Source organism: Sphingomonas sp. (assembly GCF_017744835.1).
GTDB lineage: Bacteria > Pseudomonadota > Alphaproteobacteria > Sphingomonadales > Sphingomonadaceae > Sphingomonas.
The window spans coordinates 72,655-92,888 of record NZ_JAGIAM010000004.1; the positions used below are offsets into that span (position 1 = coordinate 72,655).

The 20,234-nt window shown below is 67.7% G+C and carries 23 protein-coding genes; 15 read left to right on the forward strand and 8 right to left on the reverse strand.

Features of this window, described 5'->3' with window-relative positions:
- The first annotated feature begins 8 nt into the window (after window positions 1-8).
- From flgC to flhB, 5 genes are read left to right on the forward strand one after another with little or no spacing between them, the layout of a single operon-like run.
- Window positions 9-416, forward strand: coding sequence for a flagellar basal body rod protein FlgC (gene flgC / locus J7500_RS13360; RefSeq protein ID WP_294062277.1), 408 nt, complete (start codon window positions 9-11; stop codon window positions 414-416).
- A gap of 11 nt (window positions 417-427) precedes the next feature.
- Window positions 428-748: a flagellar hook-basal body complex protein FliE gene (locus J7500_RS13365; RefSeq protein ID WP_294062278.1), complete on the forward strand. Its 321-nt coding sequence runs from the start codon at window positions 428-430 to the stop codon at window positions 746-748.
- Window positions 749-751: 3 nt separating this feature from the next.
- The gene (locus J7500_RS13370; protein WP_294062280.1) at window positions 752-1,015 is read left to right on the forward strand and encodes a flagellar biosynthetic protein FliQ; all 264 of its coding nucleotides are present in this window, start codon (window positions 752-754) and stop codon (window positions 1,013-1,015) included.
- Window positions 1,012-1,770: a flagellar biosynthetic protein FliR gene (gene fliR / locus J7500_RS13375; protein ID WP_294062281.1), complete on the forward strand. Its 759-nt coding sequence runs from the start codon at window positions 1,012-1,014 to the stop codon at window positions 1,768-1,770. Before J7500_RS13370 ends, fliR begins: the two co-directional genes overlap by 4 nt.
- Window positions 1,770-2,840 (forward strand): flagellar biosynthesis protein FlhB, encoded by a 1,071-nt coding sequence (gene flhB / locus J7500_RS13380; RefSeq protein WP_294062283.1) that lies wholly within the window; start codon window positions 1,770-1,772, stop codon window positions 2,838-2,840. Before fliR ends, flhB begins: the two co-directional genes overlap by 1 nt.
- A gap of 57 nt (window positions 2,841-2,897) precedes the next feature.
- Here the strand turns inward: flhB and J7500_RS13385 are convergent, their stop codons facing one another.
- The 4 genes from J7500_RS13385 to J7500_RS13400 form a co-directional block, all read right to left on the reverse strand.
- A complete protein-coding gene (locus J7500_RS13385) occupies window positions 2,898-3,170 on the reverse strand; it encodes a hypothetical protein (protein WP_294062284.1) in 273 nt (90 codons plus the stop codon).
- A gap of 106 nt (window positions 3,171-3,276) precedes the next feature.
- Complete coding sequence (locus J7500_RS13390) at window positions 3,277-4,290, reverse strand: inorganic phosphate transporter (protein WP_294062285.1); 1,014 nt, start codon at window positions 4,288-4,290, stop codon at window positions 3,277-3,279.
- 4 nt (window positions 4,291-4,294) lie between these two features.
- Window positions 4,295-5,395 (reverse strand): DUF47 family protein, encoded by a 1,101-nt coding sequence (locus J7500_RS13395; protein WP_294062286.1) that lies wholly within the window; start codon window positions 5,393-5,395, stop codon window positions 4,295-4,297.
- Between the two features lie 139 nt (window positions 5,396-5,534).
- A complete protein-coding gene (locus J7500_RS13400) occupies window positions 5,535-5,954 on the reverse strand; it encodes a flagellar assembly protein FliX (RefSeq protein ID WP_294062288.1) in 420 nt (139 codons plus the stop codon).
- Window positions 5,955-6,037: 83 nt separating this feature from the next.
- On the opposite strand from J7500_RS13400, the gene J7500_RS13405 reads away from it, so the two are divergent.
- The 3 genes from J7500_RS13405 to J7500_RS13415 are packed head-to-tail and all read left to right on the forward strand — an operon-like array spanning window position 6,038 to window position 7,847.
- On the forward strand, window positions 6,038-7,135 hold the full coding sequence (locus tag J7500_RS13405; protein WP_294062290.1) for a flagellar basal body P-ring protein FlgI: 1,098 nt from the start codon (window positions 6,038-6,040) through the stop codon (window positions 7,133-7,135).
- Window positions 7,135-7,425, forward strand: a complete 291-nt coding sequence (locus J7500_RS13410; RefSeq protein ID WP_294062292.1) for a rod-binding protein — start codon at window positions 7,135-7,137, stop codon at window positions 7,423-7,425. Before J7500_RS13405 ends, J7500_RS13410 begins: the two co-directional genes overlap by 1 nt.
- Entirely contained in the window at window positions 7,425-7,847 is a 423-nt protein-coding gene (locus tag J7500_RS13415) for a flagellar protein FlgN (protein ID WP_294062293.1), read from the forward strand. Before J7500_RS13410 ends, J7500_RS13415 begins: the two co-directional genes overlap by 1 nt.
- Window positions 7,848-7,871: 24 nt before the next feature.
- Here J7500_RS13415 and J7500_RS13420 read toward each other — a convergent pair whose 3' ends face one another.
- Window positions 7,872-8,468 (reverse strand): ABATE domain-containing protein, encoded by a 597-nt coding sequence (locus J7500_RS13420; protein ID WP_294062294.1) that lies wholly within the window; start codon window positions 8,466-8,468, stop codon window positions 7,872-7,874.
- 74 nt (window positions 8,469-8,542) lie between these two features.
- Here J7500_RS13420 and J7500_RS13425 point away from each other — a divergent pair, with 74 nt between their 5' ends.
- Window positions 8,543-9,052: a lipocalin-like domain-containing protein gene (locus J7500_RS13425; RefSeq protein WP_294062295.1), complete on the forward strand. Its 510-nt coding sequence runs from the start codon at window positions 8,543-8,545 to the stop codon at window positions 9,050-9,052.
- Window positions 9,053-9,162: 110 nt separating this feature from the next.
- On the opposite strand, the gene J7500_RS13430 is transcribed toward J7500_RS13425, so the two are convergent.
- On the reverse strand, window positions 9,163-9,570 hold the full coding sequence (locus tag J7500_RS13430) for a flagellar basal body protein (protein ID WP_294062296.1): 408 nt from the start codon (window positions 9,568-9,570) through the stop codon (window positions 9,163-9,165).
- Window positions 9,571-9,573: 3 nt separating this feature from the next.
- Window positions 9,574-12,339, reverse strand: coding sequence for a hypothetical protein (locus J7500_RS13435; protein WP_294062297.1), 2,766 nt, complete (start codon window positions 12,337-12,339; stop codon window positions 9,574-9,576).
- 90 nt (window positions 12,340-12,429) lie between these two features.
- Here J7500_RS13435 and J7500_RS13440 point away from each other — a divergent pair, with 90 nt between their 5' ends.
- On the forward strand, window positions 12,430-13,464 hold the full coding sequence (locus J7500_RS13440; RefSeq protein WP_294062298.1) for a flagellar motor switch protein FliG: 1,035 nt from the start codon (window positions 12,430-12,432) through the stop codon (window positions 13,462-13,464).
- Window positions 13,465-13,474: 10 nt separating this feature from the next.
- The gene (locus J7500_RS13445; protein WP_294062299.1) at window positions 13,475-14,122 is read left to right on the forward strand and encodes a FliH/SctL family protein; all 648 of its coding nucleotides are present in this window, start codon (window positions 13,475-13,477) and stop codon (window positions 14,120-14,122) included.
- A gap of 51 nt (window positions 14,123-14,173) precedes the next feature.
- Here J7500_RS13445 and J7500_RS13450 read toward each other — a convergent pair whose 3' ends face one another.
- On the reverse strand, window positions 14,174-14,620 hold the full coding sequence (locus tag J7500_RS13450; RefSeq protein ID WP_294062301.1) for a hypothetical protein: 447 nt from the start codon (window positions 14,618-14,620) through the stop codon (window positions 14,174-14,176).
- 206 nt (window positions 14,621-14,826) lie between these two features.
- Here J7500_RS13450 and fliF point away from each other — a divergent pair, with 206 nt between their 5' ends.
- Genes fliF through flhA form a run of 4 tightly spaced genes read left to right on the forward strand, consistent with a single transcriptional unit; the run spans window position 14,827 to window position 20,213 of the window.
- A complete protein-coding gene (fliF, locus tag J7500_RS13455) occupies window positions 14,827-16,422 on the forward strand; it encodes a flagellar basal-body MS-ring/collar protein FliF (RefSeq protein ID WP_294062302.1) in 1,596 nt (531 codons plus the stop codon).
- Between the two features lie 10 nt (window positions 16,423-16,432).
- Complete coding sequence (fliN, locus tag J7500_RS13460) at window positions 16,433-16,783, forward strand: flagellar motor switch protein FliN (RefSeq protein WP_294062303.1); 351 nt, start codon at window positions 16,433-16,435, stop codon at window positions 16,781-16,783.
- A gap of 1 nt (window position 16,784) precedes the next feature.
- Window positions 16,785-18,119 (forward strand): sigma-54 dependent transcriptional regulator, encoded by a 1,335-nt coding sequence (locus tag J7500_RS13465; RefSeq protein WP_294062304.1) that lies wholly within the window; start codon window positions 16,785-16,787, stop codon window positions 18,117-18,119.
- 12 nt (window positions 18,120-18,131) lie between these two features.
- Complete coding sequence (gene flhA, locus J7500_RS13470; RefSeq protein WP_294062305.1) at window positions 18,132-20,213, forward strand: flagellar biosynthesis protein FlhA; 2,082 nt, start codon at window positions 18,132-18,134, stop codon at window positions 20,211-20,213.
- The last annotated feature ends 21 nt before the right edge of the window (window positions 20,214-20,234 follow it).

The following is a 20,234-nucleotide window of genomic DNA, read 5'->3' on the forward strand; positions in this document are numbered from 1 at the left end:
GAGCCCTCATGGACCTCAAGACCTCACTCAATGTCTCGGCTTCGGGCCTGCGCGCCCAGAGCTTGCGCATGCGCGTGATCGCCGAGAACCTCGCGAACCAGGATTCGGTCGCGACCACCCCGGGCGGCAATCCCTATCGCCGCCGCGTCGCCAGCTTCTCGGCCGAGGTGGACCGCGCGACGGGCGCCACCGGCGTCAAGATCAACAACATCCAGACCGACAGGTCGGATTTCACGCGCGTCTATCAGCCGGGCCATCCGGCGGCGGACGCCGAAGGCTATGTGCTCAAGCCCAACGTCAACAGCCTCGTCGAGACTGCCGACATGAAGGCAGCGCAGCGCAGCTACGAAGCCAATCTCAATGCCATCGAGGCCGCCAAGAGCCTGACGATGCGCACGATCGACCTGCTGAAATAAGGGATACATCCATGTCCATCGGAGCACTTGATGCGACGTCCGCCTATGGCCGCGTCGCAGGGATCGGTAATGCCCTGGGCGGCGGCAAGCCCGCCGCCAGGACCGACGGCGCCGGCGGCGGCTTCGGCGCGATGGTCGAGGACCTCGTCGTCGGCACCGCAGACCAGATGCGCACCGCCGAGAAGGCCTCGGCCATGCAGGTCGCCGGCAAGGGCGACCTGATCGACGTCGTCACTGCGATCGGCGCCGCGGAGACCGCGCTCGACACGATGGTGGCGGTGCGCGATCGCGTGGTCGGCGCCTACACCGACATCATGCGCATGCAGATCTGATCCATGTCGCCCAGTGTCGTCGTCGGGCTCGCCGAGGCTGCGCTGATGCTCGTGCTCACGGTCGCCGGTCCGCTGCTGCTGACCTCGCTGATCGTGGGTGCGGTCATCGGCCTGTTCCAGGCGCTGACGCAGATCCAGGAAACCACTCTCACCTTCGTGCCCAAGATGCTCGCGATGGGGCTGGTGTTCCTGCTGATGCTGCCGACCATCGGCCAGGCGCTGGGCGGCTTCATGGCCAAGATCAGCGACCTGATCGTCACCGGATGACCGTCCCCGCCGATCTCGAGCTGCAGGTCTGCGCCTTCTTCATCGTGTTCGCGCGCGTTGGAGCGGTGCTGATGCTGCTGCCGGTGTTCGGCGAGGACACCATCCCCGGCCGCATCCGGCTGATGATCGCCTTCGCCATCTCGGCGGCGCTCTACGGCATGCTCGGCGAGCCCGCCCGCGCGGCGCTGCAGAACGGCGCGGTGCTGCCCGCGGTGCTCGTCATGGAGCTGCTTACCGGGCTGGCGATGGGCATGATCGTCAAGATCCTGTTCTATTCGATTTCGATGGCCGGCTCGATCGTCTCGATGCAGATCGGCTTCTCCTCGGCGGTGATCTTCGATCCCGCACAGAGCGGCCAGGCCCCGCTCCTCTCCAAGTTCGTCGGCATCGCCGCGGCTCTGGTGTGCATGGGGATGCAGGTCCACCATCTGTGGATCGGCGCGATCATCAACAGCTACCACAGCTTTCCCATAGGCGGCATGCCCCCCGCGCACGACTTCGCCCAGCTCGCGGTGGCCGCGATCGGCCGCTCGATGACGCTGGCGATCAGCCTCGCCGCGCCCTTCCTCGTCTATGGCATCGTGTTCAACGTGGCGCTGGGCTTCGCCGCCCGCGTCGCGCCCGCGATCCAGGTCTTCTTCATCGCCCAGCCGCTCAACCTGATGCTCGGCCTCAGCCTCGCCGCCGTGACGATCGGCACCATGCTCACCGTCTTCGCCCAGGCCATGGGCGACGCGATGCAGGGGGGCTGGTGATGGCCGGCGGCGGGAGCGACGAGGACAAGACACACGACCCGACAGACAAGAAGCTCCAGGACGCACGCGAGCAGGGCGACGTACCCATGGCGCCGGAGATGCGCCACGCCGCGATGTTCGTTGCGGCGCTGGTGGTGATGGGCGGGCTCGGCGCGATGACGCTCCAGTCGATGGGCGCGATTTTCGTGCGGCTATGGGGCGGCGCCGAGGACTTCCGCCTCACCCCCGACGGCGCGCAGGATTTCGCCACCGGCATCTTCGGCGCAGTCGCCTCCGCCATGGCTCCGATCATGGCCGCGCTGTTCAGCTTCGCGGTCCTCGGTGGCCTGCTCCAGGGCCGGCCGATGATCTCGTGGAGCCGGGTCGCGCCCAAATGGTCCAAGCTCAATCCCGCAAGCGGCCTCCCCCGCATGTTCGGCAAGCAGGCGATGGTCGAGTTCGCCAAGACGCTCGCCAAACTCTGCCTGGTGGTGGGGATCGGGGCCGCGGTCGCCTGGCCGCACGCGACGGGCATCGACCGGCTGGTCGGCGCCGACCTCCAGTCGACCGGCGCGGCTGCGAGCGGCATAGTCCATGCGATGCTCCAGCCGATCGCGATGCTGGTCGGCGCGCTCGCGCTGTTCGACTTCGTCTGGCAGCGCCGCGCCTTCCTCAAGCGGATGCGGATGAGCCTCCAGGAGATCAAGGACGAGCACAAGCAGTCCGAGGGCGATCCCAAGATCAAGGGCAAGATCCGCAGCATGCAGATGCAGCGCGCCCGCAGCCGGATGATGGCCAACGTCCCCAAGGCGAGCGTCGTCATCACCAACCCAACGCACTATGCCGTCGCGCTCCAGTACGATCACGGCGTGATGTCCGCGCCGGTGGTGGTCGCCAAGGGCGTCGACGCCGTCGCGCTCAAGATCCGCGAAGTCGCCACCGCCAACAACATCCCGCTGGTCGAGAACCGCCCCCTCGCCCGCGCGCTCTATGCCTCGGCCGAGATCGATCATCCGATCCCCGTCGAGCATTATGCCGCGGTCGCCGAAGTGATCAGCTACGTGCTCAAGGTCGCCAAGGGCCGCCGATAGCGGCCCAAGCAAAAAGGCCCGGCAGCACTGCCGGGCCTTTTCCTGATTCATGCCGGCTTAGCGGCGGCAGACGCGGACGCGCTCGCCCCAGCGTCGCTCGGTCCAGCAGCGCTGGTGGTTGCGCCAGCCGTTGTGGCGGCCACGGTTCCAGCTGGAGCTGCGGCGCTCGTAGCGGCGGTCCCGATAATCGCGGTCGCGATAGTCACGGTCGCGATATTCGTAGCGGTCCTGGTTGCGATAGCCGTCGTAGCGCTGGGCTTCCGCCGGCGCGGCCGCGGCCACGCTGGTTGCAAGAATGCCGGCGGCCGCAAGAATGTGCATGAGCTTCATGGCAAATCCTCTCCTCAAATCTACCCTTTGAAACATGAGGATAGGAGGGTGATCGGGAATCGTGCCTGAATGCGGCTGTAGGCTTAGGTACAGGTACGTATTCGCGTCAGAACAGCCGCGTCAGCAGATAGAAGAGCGCGCCCACCGTCGCCGAGGCGGGGATGGTGATCACCCAGGCCACCACGACATTGCCCGCCACGCCCCAGCGTACCGCCGAAGCGCGCCGGGCGGTGCCCGCGCCGATCACCGAGCCGGTGATCGTGTGCGTGGTCGAAACCGGGATCCCCAGCCACGACGCCCCGAACAGCACGATCGAGCCGCTCAGCGAGGCGCTGAACCCCTGGTGCTGCGAGAGCTTCGTGATGCGCGAGCCCATCGTCTCGATGATCTTCCAGCCGCCCGCCAGCGTGCCCAGGCTAATTGCGATGTAGCAGGAGATGGCCACCCAGTGCGGTACATGGAACTCGCCCTGCAGATGCCCAGTCGAAAAGAGCAGCACGGTGATGATCCCCATCGTCTTCTGCGCATCGTTGAGCCCGTGGCTCAGCGAATAAGCGCCCGAGGAGATGAGGTGCAGCACGCGGAAGGTCCGGTCGGCGCCGCCGGCGCTCGCGCGGCGGAAGCCCCAGCTGGTCACCAGCATGACGAACATCGCCAGCATCATGCCGATGGTCGGCGAAAGGACGATCGCGATCAGCGTCTTGTTGAGCCCGCCCCATTGCACGCCGGTCAGCCCGGCATGCGCGACGCCCGCGCCGATCAGCCCGCCGACCAGCGCATGGCTGCTCGACGACGGGATGCCCTTGAGCCAGGTCACCACGTTCCAGAACATCGCCCCGATCAGCGCGCCGAACACCACGGCGGGCGTGATCAGGTCCTTGGCGATCAGGCCCTGCCCGATCGTGTCGGCGACGCGGTGCAGGCTGGGAAAGGCGATCGACAGGAAATAGGCCGCGAAGTTGAACACAGCGGCGAAGGCGACTGCGTGCACCGGCTTGAGCAGCCGCGTCGCGACCACCGTCGCGATCGCGTTCGCCGCATCATGGAGGCCGTTGAGGAAGTCGAACGTCAGCGCGACGAAGATCAGGCCGACGAGCAGCGGAAATGCAAGATCGTGCATCGGATCAGGCGTGGTCGATCACGATCGAATCGATCTCGTTCGCTACATCCTCGAACGCGTCGACGATGCGCTCGAGATGCTTGTAGATCTCGCCGGCGACGATGAAGCCCAGCGTGTCGGCGCCGCCATGTTCCTTGAACGCGCGCTTCACGCCCGCCGCATGGATGTCGTCGGCATGGCTTTCCATGCGTACCAGCCGCTCGGTGAGCTCGTGGAGGCGACCGCCGTTCCGGCTCACGTCACGCAGCAGCGGCATCGCTTCGGCAGTGAGGCGCGCGGCATCGACGATGATCGCCGCCATGTCCTTCATTTCCTGCTCGAAGCTGGTCACTTCATAGAGGTCGATCGCCCGGGCGGTGGCCTGCATCTCGTCGATCGCATCGTCCATCGATCCGATCAGGCTGGTGATCGTCCCGCGGTCGAAGGGCGTCAGGAAGGTTTCGCGCACGGTGCGCAGCGTCTGGCGCAGGATCTCGTCGGCGTCGTGCTCGCGCTCCATGATCTCGCGGATATGATCGCTGCGGCCGTCCTGCAGCAGCCGCGCGACGGCGTCGGCGCCCGCCACCAGCGTCATTGCATGCGCCTCGAACAAGTCGAAGAAATTGCCCGTCTTGGGCAGGAGGCGCTGGAACCATGCGAACATGTGACTCACTTTCGATTGCTGCGCGACGGTGGAGAGGATGCCGGTGCGCACGGCCGCAGCCTTGAATTCCGAGCGGCTGAACGAGCGGATCAGGTCGCGCAGATCGGGCTCGTCGACCGCCGCCGCCGCTTCCGCAAGGCCGAACCACCGCCGCTCGCGCTGCGATTGCTCCTTCCAGGCCGGAAGCTCGTCGTTCACGGCCAACGGGAAGACATCGACGTCGATCAGCAGCGATGCGCCGCTGCGCTGCCGCTTGCGGTAGCGATAGGAGCCGATCGGCGTGGGGCAGACCAGCCCGCGGACGCCCGCTTCCTCCTCCGCTTCCATTGCCGCGGCGGTGTGCGGCGGCAGGCCGGTGGAGACATTGCCCTTGGGAACCACCCAGCGCCCGGTGCCACGCGACGTGACGAGCAGCACGCGCACGGGCGCGTCGATCGCACTCCCCTCGGTGCGGTACGGCAAGGCGGCAATCTGGCGAATCCGGTGGCTCCTGGCTCGACTGAGCGGCCGGCTGTTACGCTTTTGTGACAGCCCAGCGCAAGGCCGCACGCCCGCTTGTCCGAACATCCGGGCCGGCGCTTTGCTCCGCCGGCGGAGGCAGCTAGGCGCGAAGGTCGATCTTCGCCAGCTCGACGCGCACGCGCAGGTCGATGTCGGAGAGAATCTGCGCCAGCACCGGATCGTCCGGCACTTCGAAGCTCTGCGACCATTCGGCGATTTCCTGGAGCTGCTCGATGGGCACGACGCCCGCCAGCAGTTCCTTGTGCAGCCGCTCGAGAGCATCGACTCCGCGTTCGGCCTCCACTGCCATCCGGCGGCGGCGCTCTACCTGCGGATCGGCGGCGGCGAGCGCCACCAGCATCTGCACCGAAGGCGGCGCCACGCCGCCCGGCCCATTGACCGGCGGCTGGGGCGCCGCGGCCGCGGCGTCTTTTTCGGCAAGCGGAAAGCCGGGCGCAGCCTTGGGCAGCGCCGCCAACAGGCTGCGTGCCAGCATCGGTGACAGGCCTTCGATACGCACGAAATTAACCTTCCTCGGGCCGCGGCGGCCATTCTTCATTCTATAAAGGAAACACGGCCGTTTCCACTCAGCCCGAGGGTTTAATGCTGCGCTTCGCTGCACCGTTCTTGCTCCTTTTTGCGACGCTCGCCGCCCCGCAAGCCATGGCGCAGACGCGCATCAAGGATATCGTCGACGTCGAGAACGTCCGCGAGAACCAGCTCGTCGGCTATGGCCTGGTGGTCGGCCTCGCCGGCACCGGCGACCGCATCCGCAACGTGCCCTTCACCGAAGAAACGATGCAGGCGATGCTCGAGCGCATGGGCGTCAACGTCCGCGGCGCGCAGATGCGCACGCAGAACGTCGCCGCGGTCTCGATCACTGCCTCGATGCCGCCCTTCGCCCGCTCGGGCTCGAAGATCGACGTCCAGGTCTCGGCGCTCGGCGACGCGACCAGCCTTCAGGGCGGCACGCTGATCGCGTCGTCGCTGCGCGCGCTCGACGGCGAGATCTATGCCGTGGCGCAGGGCCCCGTCGCGGTCTCGGGCTTCAAGGGCCAAGGCCAGGCGGCGAGCGTCAGCCGCGGCGTCACCACCTCGGCGCGCATCGCCGGGGGGGCGATCGTTGAGCGGGAAGTGCCTTATGCGCTGCGTTCAGCGTCGAGCCTGAAGCTCGCGCTCAAGAATCCCGATTTCGCCACTGCCGACCGGATCGCCCGCGCGATCAACGGCCGGTTCAGCGGCGCGGCCACGGTGCTCGATCCCGCCACGGTCGAAGTCTCCCCGGCCGCCGGCGCCGCCAGCCTGATCGATCTGGTGACGCAGATCGGCGAGCTGGAGGTCAAGGTCGACCAGCCCGCGCGCGTCGTCATCAACGAAGCCTCGGGCACCGTCGTCATGAACAGCGACGTGCGGATCACGCCCGTCGCCATCGCCCAGGGCGGCCTCACCATCACCGTCTCCGAAGCCCCGCAGGTTTCGCAGCCCGCGCCGTTCTCCCAAGGCCAGACCACGGTGGTGCCGCGCACCCAGGTGCAGGTCGACGACGGCAATGGCGCCCACCTCGCGATGGTCAGCGGCGCTTCGCTCCAGTCGCTGGTGAGCGGCCTCAACACGCTGGGGGTCTCCCCGCGCGACCTGATCACCATTCTCCAGGCCGTGAAGAGCGCCGGCGCGCTCCAGGCCGAAATCGAGGTGCAGTGATGCCCGATATTGCTCCCCTTCCCCCGGTTACGCCGGAGAAGCCGCTTCCCAAGGTCAATCCCAAGCAGGCCGACACCGCCAAGAGTTTCGAGGCGGTCTTCCTCGGCCAGATGACCCAGATGATGCTCGAGAGCGTCGAGCAGGACGGCGAATTCTCGGGCGGGCACGGCGAGGAGATGTTCCGCGGCGTGCTCGCGGAGAAGCTCGGCACCGAAATCGCCCGGCGCGGCGGCGTGGGCCTGGCCCCCGTCGTGCTCGACCAGATCCTCAAGATGCAGCAGGGACAATAATGACCGCGCACCTCATCGACGCCATGGTTTCGCTCACTTCGCTGATGGAGGAAGAGACCGAAAAGCTCGCCCGCACGCCGCACCTCCCCGAGCTTGGCGAGATCGCCGCGGCCAAGCTGCGCCTCACCGGCCGGATCGAGGCCGAAGTGGCACGCCTAAAGCGCGGCGGCGAGGATTGGGCGCAGGCGCTCGACCCCGAGACGCGCGAGCAGCTCACCGAGGCGAGCCGCCACTTGCGCGATGCCTCGACGGTCAACGCCGAGATCCTCTCGCGCCAGATCGAGCTTTCCTCCGACATGATGGCCGCGATCGCCGCCGAGGCCCAGCGCCTCACCGGCGCGCGCAGCGCGACCTATGGCGCATGCGGCGGCATGGCAGGAATGGACGCACCGGCGCCGATTTCGGTCAACGCGCGGCTCTGAGGAGCTGCGAAGCGCTCGCCGCCGTCACGCATCGGGCGGCGACGCGCGCTTGCGTCGCCGGAATTCGGCGACCTTGGCCTTGTTGCCGCAGGCCGACATCGAGCACCAGCGCCGGTCCCCCGATCGGGAGGTGTCGACGAAATAGATCGTGCAGGTCGGCGACTGGCATTGCCGGATATGCGCGGCCTGCTCGCCGCCGAACAGATGCACTGCCTCTCTCGCCAGGAACGACAACAGCCCCGCGACAGAGCCCTCCAGCGCCACCCCGCCCTCCGCACCGAGCACGGGGACCGCAGCGGGCGCAGCCGCGATCCGATTGAGCACGCTGCGCGCGTCGGCGTCGCGTTCCCGTCCGTGCAGGCCACCGGCGAGCATGAAAATGGCCTCGCGCAAAGCACGCGCATCCGTCAGGTCCGCGTCGGTCGCCCCGGGGGACGCTTTCACCAGCCCCGCCGACACCAGCCAGCGATCGAGATCCCCCGGCGCGACCAGCAATTCGCGCGGCGCGGGCGTGAGCCGGGCCTGCAGCGTCGCCGCCAGATCCAGCGCGGCATTCCCTCCGCGAAATCGAAAACCATCCCTGTCCTCGGCGAGGGGGGCCATCGGGCCATTGTCGATCATGTAACCCTATTGACAGGTTTCATTAAGCGGCGCAACAGCACGTAACCGATCAATCGGGTTACATGGAGGTTCTCGTGAATCATTGGGCTTCGCTCGCATCCATCGCGGCTGCTTCGCTGCTCGTCGGCGCCGCACCTGCGCCCGCTGAGGAGGACCTCGTCTCGCTCGAGGGCACCTGGGAAATGGCCTCTGCCTATGAGATCAGGGCCGATGGCACGCGGACGACCAATTACGGCGAGCATCCGCTCGGCCTTCTCACCGTCGATGCGGCGCACCGGTACAACATGCAGATCTTCAGGGTCGGCCGGCCGGCATTCGCCAGCGGCGACAAGGCACGCGGGACGCCGGACGAGTATCGCCAGGCGGTGGTTGGATCGAGCACCCACTTCGGCACCGTCACGATCAACCGTGCCCGTCACCAGCTGGTGTTCGATGTGAAAGCCGCGTCCTTTCCGAACTGGGAGGGCAAGCGGCAGGTGCGCGACTATAGCTTCAAGGACGGGCTATTGAGCTACGCCGTCCCGGCCAGCGCATCGAGCAGCGGCATTGTCGCCTATTCGGTCTGGCGCCGCGTCGCGCCGTGACCGGACAATGATCGAAGACTTCGCGAGCCCGGCCTGGGCCGAACACCACGCCCGGCTTTCGGCGGACGTCGCGGCGATGCTGGCGGGCCTTTCGCGCTTGGTCGAGCGCGTCAGCCGCCGCTCCTGCCGATCGCCGTCTTCAGCAGCGACATTTGCTTGTGATAGAGGTTCGTCATCGCCGCAAAATCCGCCTGAATCTGCCCCATCTTGAGCAGCTGGTCTTCGAGCGTAACGTTGTTGCCATCGGGCTTGGTCTCGGTGATGTCCTTGTCGAAGATCAGCCCGCTGCCCAGCGGCTGGACCGCGCCAAGGTTCTTCATCCGATCGGTCAGCTCGACGCGCGGCTTGGCCACCATCCCGCTGCCGCCCACCAGCGCGGCGAAATCGGGCTCGGAGATCTCGCGCGCCTTGTAGCCCGGCGTCTCGCTGTTCGCGATGTTCTGCGCGACTACGCGCTGCCGGTCGGCGAGATTGTGCATGCGCTGGCTGATGCCGGCGAGGATCGGGGGCGTGTTCATGCGTCAGAATCCGTAGGTGGTGGACGGGCCCGCCGAGAGCCGGGTGAGCGCCGCCTGGTAGTTTTTGAGCATCGCCTGCTCGCGCGCCGTCGAGCCGCCGTTCTTGCCGCTGGCCTTGGGGCCGTCGGCCATCGCGGCCTTGGCGTCGTCCCAATAGAGCGAGCGATAGGCCGTCTGGCTCATCGAGATCGCGTCCTCGAGCTGCTTGAGCGCGAGCTTGGCATTATCCTTGGTCGACAAGTTGAGCGCGTCGGTGAGCTTGAGGCTGAAGGTGCCGCCCGGGCGCACGCTTGGGGCGGATGCGTCGATCTTTGCCGGCACCATGATGCGCTGCGGCTCGACGCCGAGCTTCGCCAGTGCGTCGGTATCGCCGCTGCCGGAGAGCAGCTCGATCGAATTGCCTTCCTTGGGATCGATCCGCAGCGAGCGCGTGTCGCCCGATTTCGGCGTCGTGATGTTGGCCTTGGAACCGGTGATCACCCGGATCCGGTCCGCCAGCGTCTGCAGCGTGTCGTCCGCCCCGATCGTGATCTTGCGCTGCGGGCCGTCATTCACCCGCAGATAGAAGCTGTCGCCCGGGCGAAGCCCGGTCTGGGTGGTGAGCTTCTGCGAGGCTTCGGAATTGAGCGTACCGCGGCCGAGGCCGAGCGCGGACAGGCTGGTCGCGCCGCCCGCGGCACCGGCGATCCGCACCGGCTCGGTACGCTGGAGCGCGCCGCCGAACTGGTTGACACTCGCCACCGTGCCCGTGCCCATCGCGAGCCGGGCAACGAAGCCGTCCGTCGGGCCCGAGCGGGTGCCGCCCAGATTGCCGGTGGTCCGGCCGCCCGCATAGAGCTCGCCGTTCATGAAGGCGAGGCTGTCGACCTGGTCGTCCTGGTCGGTCGCCAGATAGGTCACCTTCGCGCCCGAGAGCGAAGCGTCGAGCTGCATGACGAAGCCCTCGCGACCGCCCGCAGTGCTGTTCACATGCGTGCCGCCGAGCGCCATGCTGGTGGCGCCGCCCACCGCGATCGTGCCGTCCGCGGCGACGGCGATCGCGCGCGCGTCGGCGGCGCCGATGTCGAAGCTGCCGAGATCGGTCGCCAGCGCGTCCGCATCGAGCTTGCGCAGCGTCGAGACGCCGTTGCTGGAGACCAGCGCGAGCAGATTGCCGTCGCTGCCGATCGCGAGCGCGTTGACGCTCTCGCTGCCGGTGCCGGCGATGGTGCGGCGCTCGCTCAGGTGGCCAGTGGCGTCGATGCGGGCGACGAAGGCGTCCCCGCCCCCGCTCGCCGCGCGCCCACCGACGAAGATCGATCCGTCCGCGCCGACCGCGACCGCCTTGGCGGTGTCGCTGCCCGCCGCGCGCACCAGCGTCGAGAATTGCTCGTCACCGCTGGTGTTGAACTTGGCGACAAGCATGTCGCCGTCCGAAGTCGCGCCGTTGAAGCTGCCGTTGACCGTGCCGGCGACGACGATGCTGCCGTCGGGCGCCAGGCTGACCGCAGCGCCGCTCGACGAGCCGCTTGCGCCCAGGCTGCGCTGCCAGACGATCCGCCCCTCGCCGTCGAGCTTGGTGAGGAACAGATTGTCGTCGCCGTCCGAATGCGCGTTGCCGATGTCGCCGGCGGTGGTGCCCACCACATAGCTGTTGCCCTGCGGATCGGTCACCACCGCCGCGGCGCTGGTGTTCGCATGGACGTCGTAGGTCTCGGTGGTCTCGGTCTTGTCCTTGCCGTCGGGGCCGGTGACCACCGTCGTCACCTTGGTCGAATCCCCGCTCAGCTCGGCGCGCTCGGTCGCGAGGCGATCGAGTGCCGAGATGGTGGTCATCGCCGTGCTGGTGGCGGTGCCGGCGGGATTGTCGAGGCGGAAGACCTTGGTCGCGGTGGGCGCGTCGAGCGGAGTCTGGCCGGTCGCGACGACGAGCGCGTCGGGCGCGCCGATCTGGTCGAGCGAGACGCGCTCGGTGCCGATCGGAGTCTTGAGCGACAGGCCCCATTTGTCGCCGTTCTTCTCGACGGCGAAGCTCGCATGCCATTTGGGCAGCGGGTTGCCACTGGAATCGAGCTGGGTGGTCCCGTCGGCGTTCCTGGCCGGGATCGCCGTGATCGCGGCGTTGAGCGCGGCGGCGACGGAATCGAGCGTCGGCGGTTGCGGGCCGGCCGCAAGGTCGACCGTCACTACGTCCGAGCTGCCCGGGCGGTTGAGGCTGACCGAGAATTTCTCGGTGCCGGTCAGGCCCGGCACCGCGTCCGTGCGCGCCTTTACGACGCCTTTGCCTTGGGTCTCATAGGCGTCCGGCGCGCTCACCGTGGCGGTCTTTATCGATCGCGCGGTCTGGCCAAAGGAGATGTTGACCACGTCCGAGGGCGCCGAGGCGAGATAGGACTGCAGGTCGGCGATGCCCTTGGCGAAGATCGCCTGCATCGACTTGCGCTGCGCGTCCGAGCTGGTCGTCGACGAAGCGCTCTCCGCGAGCACGCGCAGTCGCTCGAGCGCCTTATAGGTAGTGAAGGCGGTCTGGACGTCGTCGGGGAGCGCGTCGGGGCCGGTCGCGGCCTTGTCGACGATCGTGCGCAGCGCCTTGATCGCGGAGACCTGCGCAGAGAGCGTGGTGCTCGGCTGCGCCTCCTTCCACGGCGGCGTGGTGGGCTCCAGCGTGAACTGCGCCTTGGCCACGCGCACGGCCTTGCTCTCGAACGTTACTTCCGGAAAGGCAGTGAATGCGTTGGTTCCGGTCAGCAGGCTCAGGCCGGTGAGGCCATTGGAAAAATTAACCGTCATCGCGACTGGGGCTCCCCTTCCCTCCTATAATAGAGGCAAGTGCGCCTTCACGTGTGCGCGCGGATGCATTTTATTCGCGAGGGATCCCGAATGACCGTTATGGCGCCGGTTGCCGAGCCGCCCGAACTCAAGCGCTACAGCGGCCCGCAGCGCGCCGCGGCGCTGATGCTTGCGCTGGGCAAGGAGCATGGCGCACCGATCTGGGATCAGCTGACCACCGACGAGATCAAGGAGCTTTCCTCCACGATCGCAAGCCTGGGCCGAGTGCCCGCACAGGTCGTCGAGCATCTGCTGATCCAGTTCACCGGCGAAGTCGCCTCGATGGCCTCGCTCCACGGCAGCTACGAGACCACCGAGCGGCTGCTCGCGGGCATCCTGCCCGACGAGAAGGTCAAGGAGATCATGGAAGACATCCGCGGTCCTTCCGGCCGCACGATGTGGGACAAGCTCTCCAACGTCAGCGAGACCGTGCTCGCCGGCGCGCTCAAGCACGAATACCCGCAGACCGTCGCGGTGATCCTCTCCAAGCTGCGCCCGGATCACGCTGCCCGGGTGCTCGCCGAGCTGCCGCGCGACTTCTCGGTCGACGTGGTCATGCGCATGCTGCGCATGGAGACCGTCCAGAAGGAGGTCATCATGCAGGTCGAGCAGACGCTCAAGAGCGAGTTCATGACCAATCTCTCGCGCTCGCAGAAGCGCGATCCGCACGAGGCGATGGCCGAGGTGTTCAACGCCCTCGACCGTTCGACCGAAGAATCGATGCTGACCGCACTCGACGCACGCGCGCCCGACAGCGCCGAGCGGATCCGTGCGCTGATGTTCACCTTCGAGGACCTCTCGAACCTGCTGCCGTCGGCGATCGCAGTGATCGTACGCAATGCCGACAAGCGCCAGATGGCGCTGGCGCTCAAGGGCGCGCCGGACAGGCTCAAGCAGATGTTCTTCGGCGCGATGACCGAGCGCGCGGCCAAGCTGATGCGCGAGGACATGGCGGCGATGGGTCCGGTCCGCGCGCGCGATTGCGAGGAAGCGCAGACCGCGCTCGTCCGCCTCGCCAAGAGCCTGGCCGACCAGGGCCAGATCCTGCTCGTCGACCCCAAGTCCGACGACGCGATGATCATCTGAGGGAGCTGCAATGACTTTCCACAACGTCCAGCGCTTCGCCTTCGATCGCGTCTTCACCGCGCACCCGCCCGGCAGCGCGCCCGCTTCGGCCGACCTGCTCGCCGAGATCGCCAATCTTCGCTCCGAGCTCGCCCAGCTCCAGGCCGAGCATGGCGCACAGCTCGCGCTCGCCCGGGCGCAGGGCTTCGAGGCCGGGCTTGCCCAGGCGCGGGCGGAACGCGACGCGGCGCTGCTGAGCGCCGTCGACGCGCTCCAGGCGGGGCTCGAGACGATCGACGAGCGCTTCGACGAAGTGTCGCAACGCGTCACCGGAGAGGCGGCCGAGATCGCGCTCGCCGCCGCCGACATGATCGCCGGCCGGGCGCTCGAGGCTGCTCCCGCCGACGCGGTCGACGCTGCCATCGGTCGCGTGCTGGGCCAGGTCGCCCGCGGCACCGAACTGGAAGTGCGCGTGAACCCCGAGCTCGCCGAAGCGATCGAGGCGAAGATCGCCGAGCGCCAGTCCCGGGATCGCCGCCGCCTCTTCCTCACCGTCGTGCCGGACGTAACGATCGCGATGGGCGACGCGATGATCGGCTGGGACCAGGGCGGCCTCGCCGTCGACGCCGCCGCCCGGCGCGAAGCGGTTCACGCCGAGCTCGAGACGCTGCTGAACTGACGCGGGTCCGGTCTCGCGCGCTCCTCCGGCGGAGGAGCGCGCGAGACGGCGCTATTTCTTCGGCTTGGCGTTACCCGCCACGATCGCGTCGAACTTGGCCTTGGGCATGTTGATCAGCAGCCCCTTGTTGTTCTTGGCGAGCGACGCGAACTCGATTTCGATCTTGCCGCCCGGGCTGGCGATCACGGCATAATCCATGCCGACCCTGTCGATCGCCCCCAGCACGACGCCCTTCGAATCCCGGACTTCCTTGCCGACGGTGACGTCCTCGGGCTTTACCGGGACGGGACGGGACGATTTGACCGGACCAGCCGCGACATCATCGCGCAGCTTGTTGAAATCGGCCCATCGTTCATCAGGGCCGCGCATCATGTCCGGATTGGGAGACATTGCCGTTCCCGGTGACGGCGGCGGAGCGGGGCTGCCGCCCGCCTGGGCGTAAGCCGTACCGGACAGCATCAGCGCGGCAGCCACAGCCGCACATTCGATCACGCGCATCGAACCTCTCCCCTGTTGTGCCGGGATGGTATCGTTACCAGTGCGCGCGGACAATCGCTTATTCGAACGGGCCGGACGGCCTCTTTCGCTCCATGCAGCCCTCCACCCGGCAAAAAATTCCCACCCGGCACAATCTGCCGCCTTCGCCCCTCCTATAAGTGTACCAAGGGGCAACCGCCCCAGGTCTCCATTCCGACGGGGCGACTTTGGAAGCGATCAAGAAACTGACCGGGCAGATCGGCCCGAAGCGGCTGATGCTGATGGGAGGCGTGGCGTTCGCACTGCTTGCCCTTCTGTCCTTCGTGGCGTTCCACGGGTCCAAGCCCGAGATGGGCTTCCTCTACACCGATCTCGATCCCTCGGCCGCCGCCGCGATCACCGAGAAGCTCAAGGCGCAGAACGTGGAATACACGCTCTCGGCCGACGGCTCATCGATCATGGCGCCGCAGGACAAGCTCGCCGAGCTGCGCATGAGCATGGCCGGCGAGAAGCTGGGCGGGAAGCTCGGATATGAGGTGCTCGACGAAGAGCAGCCCTTCGGCGTCTCCGCCAGCCGCGCCAAGATGAACGAGACGCGCGCCATCGAGGGCGAGCTCGCCAAGTCGATCCAGACGATCCAGGACGTCAGCGCCGCGCGCGTGCACATCGTCATGCCCGAACGGGCGATGTTCGCGAACGAGAGCCGCAAGGCTACCGCCGCGGTCACCGTCAAGACTAAGGGGCGGCTCTCCTCCGAATCGATCGCGTCGATCCGCTATCTCGTCTCCTCCTCCGTGCCCGAGCTTTCTCCCGATGCGGTTTCGGTCGTCGACCAGACCGGTGCGCTGCTCGCCCGCGCCGGCGATCCCGGCTCGGCCGGCGGAGCCGATGCCGACGAGCGCCAGACCGCGGTCGAAGCCAAGCTGCGCCAGGAAGTCGAGGCGCTGCTCGAACCCATCGTCGGTCAGGGCAAGGTCCGCGCCGAGGTGTCGGCGCAGATCGACCGCGATCAGACCCGCGAGGAATCGAACGTCTTCGATCCCGACAAGCAGGTAATCGCCCGCCAGGTGAGCGTCGAGAATGGCGACCAGAGCCGCGAACAGGACGCCGCGCCCGAGACTGCCTCGGTCGCCAACCAGCTTCCCGAAACGCAGGGCCAGACCGGCGTCGGCGGCGGCTCGAAGCAGTCGGCCAGCAACCAGACCTCGGAAGACACCACCTACGATAACAGCTCGACCAAGACGCTCACGCTGCGCGCGCCCGGCAAGGTCACGCGGCTCACCGTCGCGGTGATGGTCGACGGCGGCGAGGCCGGGCTACCCCAGGCGCAGATCCAGCGCCTCACCCGGCTGGTCGAGAACGCGGTGGGCATGGACGCCGAGCGCGGGGATAGCGTGGTGGTCGAAAGCATGCGCTTCACCGCCGATGACAGCCTGGCAGACAAGGACGGCGGGATCCTCTCCTTCCTTTCCAACGAGCGTCTGTTCGGTCTGCTCCAGATCATCGTGATCGCCGTCGCCGGCCTGATCGCGCTGCGCATGCTCAAGCCCAAGATCCTGCCGCCGCCCGCCGCCGAGGCGCCCGCACTCGCGATCGAGGGCCCCGACATGCTCGCTCTCGCCGAGCGCGCCGCCGACGGCGACGAGGACGCCCAGGCGCAACTCGAGGCGCTCAATTCGGATCAACCGCCGCTCGATCAGGAAATCGCGCTCGCGCAGGTCGACGGCCGCATCAAGCTCTCCGCGCTGAAGCGGATCGGGGACGCCATTTCGGCGAGCCCGCCCGAGGCCGCCTCGGTGATCCGTCAGTGGATGAACGCATAGGAACATGACGATGGCTACCGAACCCCACGACATCATCCCCGCCGACGGTGGCGAGCAGAGCGGCCCCGTGTTCGAGGACTTCAACACCAGTCCCACGGGCGACGCGCTCGCCGCGGGCAGCGAGGGCCTGGAGGCCGTCCACGACGTGCCGGTCAAGGTGCAGGCCGTACTCGGCCGGGCGCGCATGCCGGTGGGCGAGCTGCTCCACCTCGGCTCGGGCACCGTCGTCGAGCTCGACCGCCGCGTCGGCGAGCCGGTCGATATCTTCGTCAACGATCGCCTGATCGCGCGCGGCGAAGTGGTGCTGATCGACAATGCGCTGGGTGTCACCCTCACCGAGATCGTTCGGGGCGATCGCTGAGATGGCGGGCCCGATCCGCCTGCTGCTGATCGGCGCGCCGGGGAGCGAGTTCCGCCTCGCCGCCGAGCTCGCGCGCCAGGCCGGCGCCGATGTCGCCATGGCCGATACGCCGGCGCATGCACTCGAGGCGCTACGCGGCGCCTGCGCCGACATGGTGATGATCGACGTCGAGACCGATGTCGCCGGCTTCATGGCCAGCCTGCGCGGCGAGCGTTTCACCATCCCCGTGCTCGCCTGTGGCATCGACGCCCCGGCCGAGCGCGCGGTGGCGGCAATCCGGGCCGGCGCGCGCGACTATGTTCCCCTTCCCCCGCAGCGCGACATGATCGCCGCCGCGATTGCCTCGGTAGTCCAGCGCAGCGTCGTAGCCCGTATCGGCAATCACCCTGCCCTAGCCCGCGCGCTCCAGCTCGCCACCGCAGTTGCGAGCAGCGGCGCGCCGGTGCTCGTCACCGGCGAGAAGGGCAGCGGCAAGGGCGTGATGGCGCGCACGATCCACGAGGCTTCGGGCCGCGGCGATCCGATGCTTGTCGTCGAATGCGCGGGCGTAGCCGCCGACGTGCTCGAATCCGAGCTGTTCGGCCATGAAGCCAATGCGTTTCCGGGCGCCGCCGCCCGGCGCACCGGCGGACTCGAGCGCGCCGGCACCGGCACCATCTTCCTGCGCGAAGTGGGCGCGCTGGCCCCCGCCACCCAGGCGCGGCTGCTTGCCGTTCTCATCGAGCAGCGCTTCACGCGCATCGGCGGCGACACCTTCGTGCCCTTTCAGGCGCGGCTGATCGCCTCGACCAGCATGGACCTCGAAGCCGCGGTACAGGCCGGCAGCTTCCGCGCCGACCTGCTCGTCCGCCTTGGCCTGGTCCGCGTCGAGGTCCCCTCGCTGCGCGCTCGCGGGGACGACATCGCCGAGCTGGCCTGCCATTTCGCCGAACGGCTTGCCGAAGCGGACGGCATCGAGCCCCGCGGCTTCAGCGACGAGGCGCTCGCGCTGCTCGGCCGCTACGGCTGGCCCGGCAACATCCGCGAGCTCGAGGACTGCATCCATCGCGCGGTGCTGCTCGCCAGCGGCGCGCGGATCGAGGCGAGTGACCTCGTCCGCTCGGACGGTACGCGCCTGATCGAGCTCGAAGCCGCCGAACCCGATCGCTTCCAGATCCAGGGACTGGTCGGCCGCACGGTCGAGGAAGTCGAGCGCGAGCTGATCCTGCAGACGCTCGAGCGCTGTCACGGCAACCGCACCTCGGCCTCGAACATCCTGGGGATCTCGGTGCGCACGATGCGCAACAAGCTCCGCACCTTCATCGAGGCCGGCATCCCGGTCTCGCCGGCGATCTAACGGACCCTGCCAATGCCTCCCGCCGTACAGAAGCTGCTCGACCGCATCGGCGCCAACCGCGACCTCGCGCTCGCGGGCTCGGTCGTCGCGATCATCGCGATGCTGATCCTGCCGATGCCGGGCTGGCTGCTCGACCTCGGCCTGACGCTCTCGATCACCATCTCGGTGATGATCCTGATGACCGCGTTGTTCATCGAGAAGCCGCTGGAGCTGAGCGCCTTCCCGACGATCCTGCTGATCGCAACGATGCTGCGCCTGGGCCTCAATCTCGCCTCGACACGACTGATCCTCACTCATGGACACGAGGGGCACGACGCCGCCGGCGGCGTGATCGGGGCGTTCGGCGAGTTCCTGATGGGCGGCGAGGTCATCATCGGCCTCACCATCTTCATCATCCTAATCGTCATCAACTTCGTGGTGATCACCAAGGGCGCGGGCCGCATCGCCGAAGTCGCGGCGCGCTTCAGCCTCGATGCCATGCCCGGCAAGCAGATGGCGATCGACGCCGATCTCTCCGCCGGCATGATCAGCGAGGAGCAGGCGCGCGAGCGGCGCTCCGAGCTGGAGGCGGAAAGCGGCTTCTACGGCGCGATGGACGGTGCGTCGAAGTTCGTGAAGGGCGACGCGATCGCCGCGCTGCTTATCACTGCGGTCAACATCGTCGTCGGCCTCACCATCGGCGTCGTCTCACACGGCGTGCCGATCGGCGAGGCATTCCACACCTATACCGTGCTGACGGCGGGCGAGGGCCTGGTCAGCCAGATCCCGGCGCTGATCATCTCGATCGCCGCGGGCCTGCTCGTCTCCAAGGGCGGCATCAAGGGCAAGACGGGCGCCACCCTGGGCGACCAGCTCGGCCGCTATCCCAAGGCGTTCGGCATGGTCTCGTTCCTGATGGGCGCACTCGCGCTCATGCCGGGGCTGCCTTTCCTGCCCTTCGCCATGTTCTCGGGCATCGCCGGCTTCACTGCCTGGAGAATGACCAAGCGCGCCGAGGCCAAGGCTGCGCTGGAGCAGGCCGTGGCCGCGCAGGAAGAGGCGCAGCAGGTCTATGCCGAGCAGCCGATCTCCCAGACGCTGGCGATCGACGCGGTGCGCATCGAGATCGGCTATGCGCTGCTGCCGATGATCAACGACGACACGCGTGAGCCGCGTCTCGACGATCAGGTCCGCGCGCTCCGCCGCCAGATGGCAACCGACTATGGCTTCGTGCTGCCTTCGGTGCGGATCATCGACAATATGGGCCTCAAGCCCAACGAATATGTCATCACGATCAAGGAGACCGAGGCGGCGCGCGGCGAGATCCGGCTCGACAAGCTGCTGCTGATCAACCCCGGCGGCGCGCCGGTCGGCCTGCCTGGTGAAGCGACGCGCGAGCCGGTGTTCAACCTGCCGGCGTTGTGGATAGACCGCGAGTTGCGCGACGAGGCCGGCTTCCGCGGGCTCACCGTGGTCGAGTGCGGCACGATCATCGCGACGCACCTCACCGAACTAGTGAAGGACAATATCGCCGATCTGCTCTCCTACACCGAGACGCAGAAGCTGCTGACCGAAGTCCACAAGGAAGCCGAGAAGCTCGTTTCGGACATCGTGCCGTCGAAGATCTCGATCTCGGGCGTGCAGCGCATCCTGCAGAACCTCCTCTCGGAGGGCATCTCGATCCGCGACGTGCCGACGATCCTCGAAGGTATCGCCGAGGCGGCCCCGCTGACCTCCAACCTCACCCAGATGACCGAGCACGTCCGTGCCCGGCTCGCCCGCCAGATCAGCGCATCGCAGGTGCGCGGCGACGCGATCCCGGTGGTGACGCTCTCGGCCGAATGGGACCAGGCGTTTGCTGAATCGATCCTGGGTCAGGGCGACGAGCGCCAGCTCGCCATGGCGCCCTCCGCGCTGCAGCGCTTCATCGCCTCGGTGCGCGAGACCTATGACCGCCAGGCGCAGGACGGGGAGATTCCCTGCCTGCTCACCAGCCCGGCGATCCGGCCCTTCGTCCGCTCGATCATCGAGCGCGTGCGGCCCGCGACCGTCGTGCTCTCGCAGAATGAGATCCACGCGCGCGCCCGCATCCGGGCGCTGGGTACGATCGGGTGAAAAACCGCCTCGTTAGTTTCC

Coding starts and splice junctions, on each gene's coding strand:
- J7500_RS13465 (WP_294062304.1), top strand. CDS start 16,785: ATGGCGGGCCCGATCCGCCTGCTGCTGATCGGCGCGCCGGGGAGCGAG.
- J7500_RS13415 (WP_294062293.1), top strand. CDS start 7,425: ATGACCGCGCACCTCATCGACGCCATGGTTTCGCTCACTTCGCTGATG.
- J7500_RS13385 (WP_294062284.1), bottom strand. CDS start 3,170: ATGAAGCTCATGCACATTCTTGCGGCCGCCGGCATTCTTGCAACCAGC.
- fliN (WP_294062303.1), top strand. CDS start 16,433: ATGGCTACCGAACCCCACGACATCATCCCCGCCGACGGTGGCGAGCAG.
- J7500_RS13390 (WP_294062285.1), bottom strand. CDS start 4,290: ATGCACGATCTTGCATTTCCGCTGCTCGTCGGCCTGATCTTCGTCGCG.
- J7500_RS13410 (WP_294062292.1), top strand. CDS start 7,135: ATGCCCGATATTGCTCCCCTTCCCCCGGTTACGCCGGAGAAGCCGCTT.
- J7500_RS13435 (WP_294062297.1), bottom strand. CDS start 12,339: ATGACGGTTAATTTTTCCAATGGCCTCACCGGCCTGAGCCTGCTGACC.
- J7500_RS13420 (WP_294062294.1), bottom strand. CDS start 8,468: ATGATCGACAATGGCCCGATGGCCCCCCTCGCCGAGGACAGGGATGGT.
- J7500_RS13365 (WP_294062278.1), top strand. CDS start 428: ATGTCCATCGGAGCACTTGATGCGACGTCCGCCTATGGCCGCGTCGCA.
- flhB (WP_294062283.1), top strand. CDS start 1,770: ATGGCCGGCGGCGGGAGCGACGAGGACAAGACACACGACCCGACAGAC.
- J7500_RS13440 (WP_294062298.1), top strand. CDS start 12,430: ATGACCGTTATGGCGCCGGTTGCCGAGCCGCCCGAACTCAAGCGCTAC.
- J7500_RS13430 (WP_294062296.1), bottom strand. CDS start 9,570: ATGAACACGCCCCCGATCCTCGCCGGCATCAGCCAGCGCATGCACAAT.
- J7500_RS13450 (WP_294062301.1), bottom strand. CDS start 14,620: ATGCGCGTGATCGAATGTGCGGCTGTGGCTGCCGCGCTGATGCTGTCC.
- J7500_RS13370 (WP_294062280.1), top strand. CDS start 752: ATGTCGCCCAGTGTCGTCGTCGGGCTCGCCGAGGCTGCGCTGATGCTC.
- J7500_RS13405 (WP_294062290.1), top strand. CDS start 6,038: ATGCTGCGCTTCGCTGCACCGTTCTTGCTCCTTTTTGCGACGCTCGCC.
- J7500_RS13445 (WP_294062299.1), top strand. CDS start 13,475: ATGACTTTCCACAACGTCCAGCGCTTCGCCTTCGATCGCGTCTTCACC.
- fliR (WP_294062281.1), top strand. CDS start 1,012: ATGACCGTCCCCGCCGATCTCGAGCTGCAGGTCTGCGCCTTCTTCATC.
- flgC (WP_294062277.1), top strand. CDS start 9: ATGGACCTCAAGACCTCACTCAATGTCTCGGCTTCGGGCCTGCGCGCC.
- flhA (WP_294062305.1), top strand. CDS start 18,132: ATGCCTCCCGCCGTACAGAAGCTGCTCGACCGCATCGGCGCCAACCGC.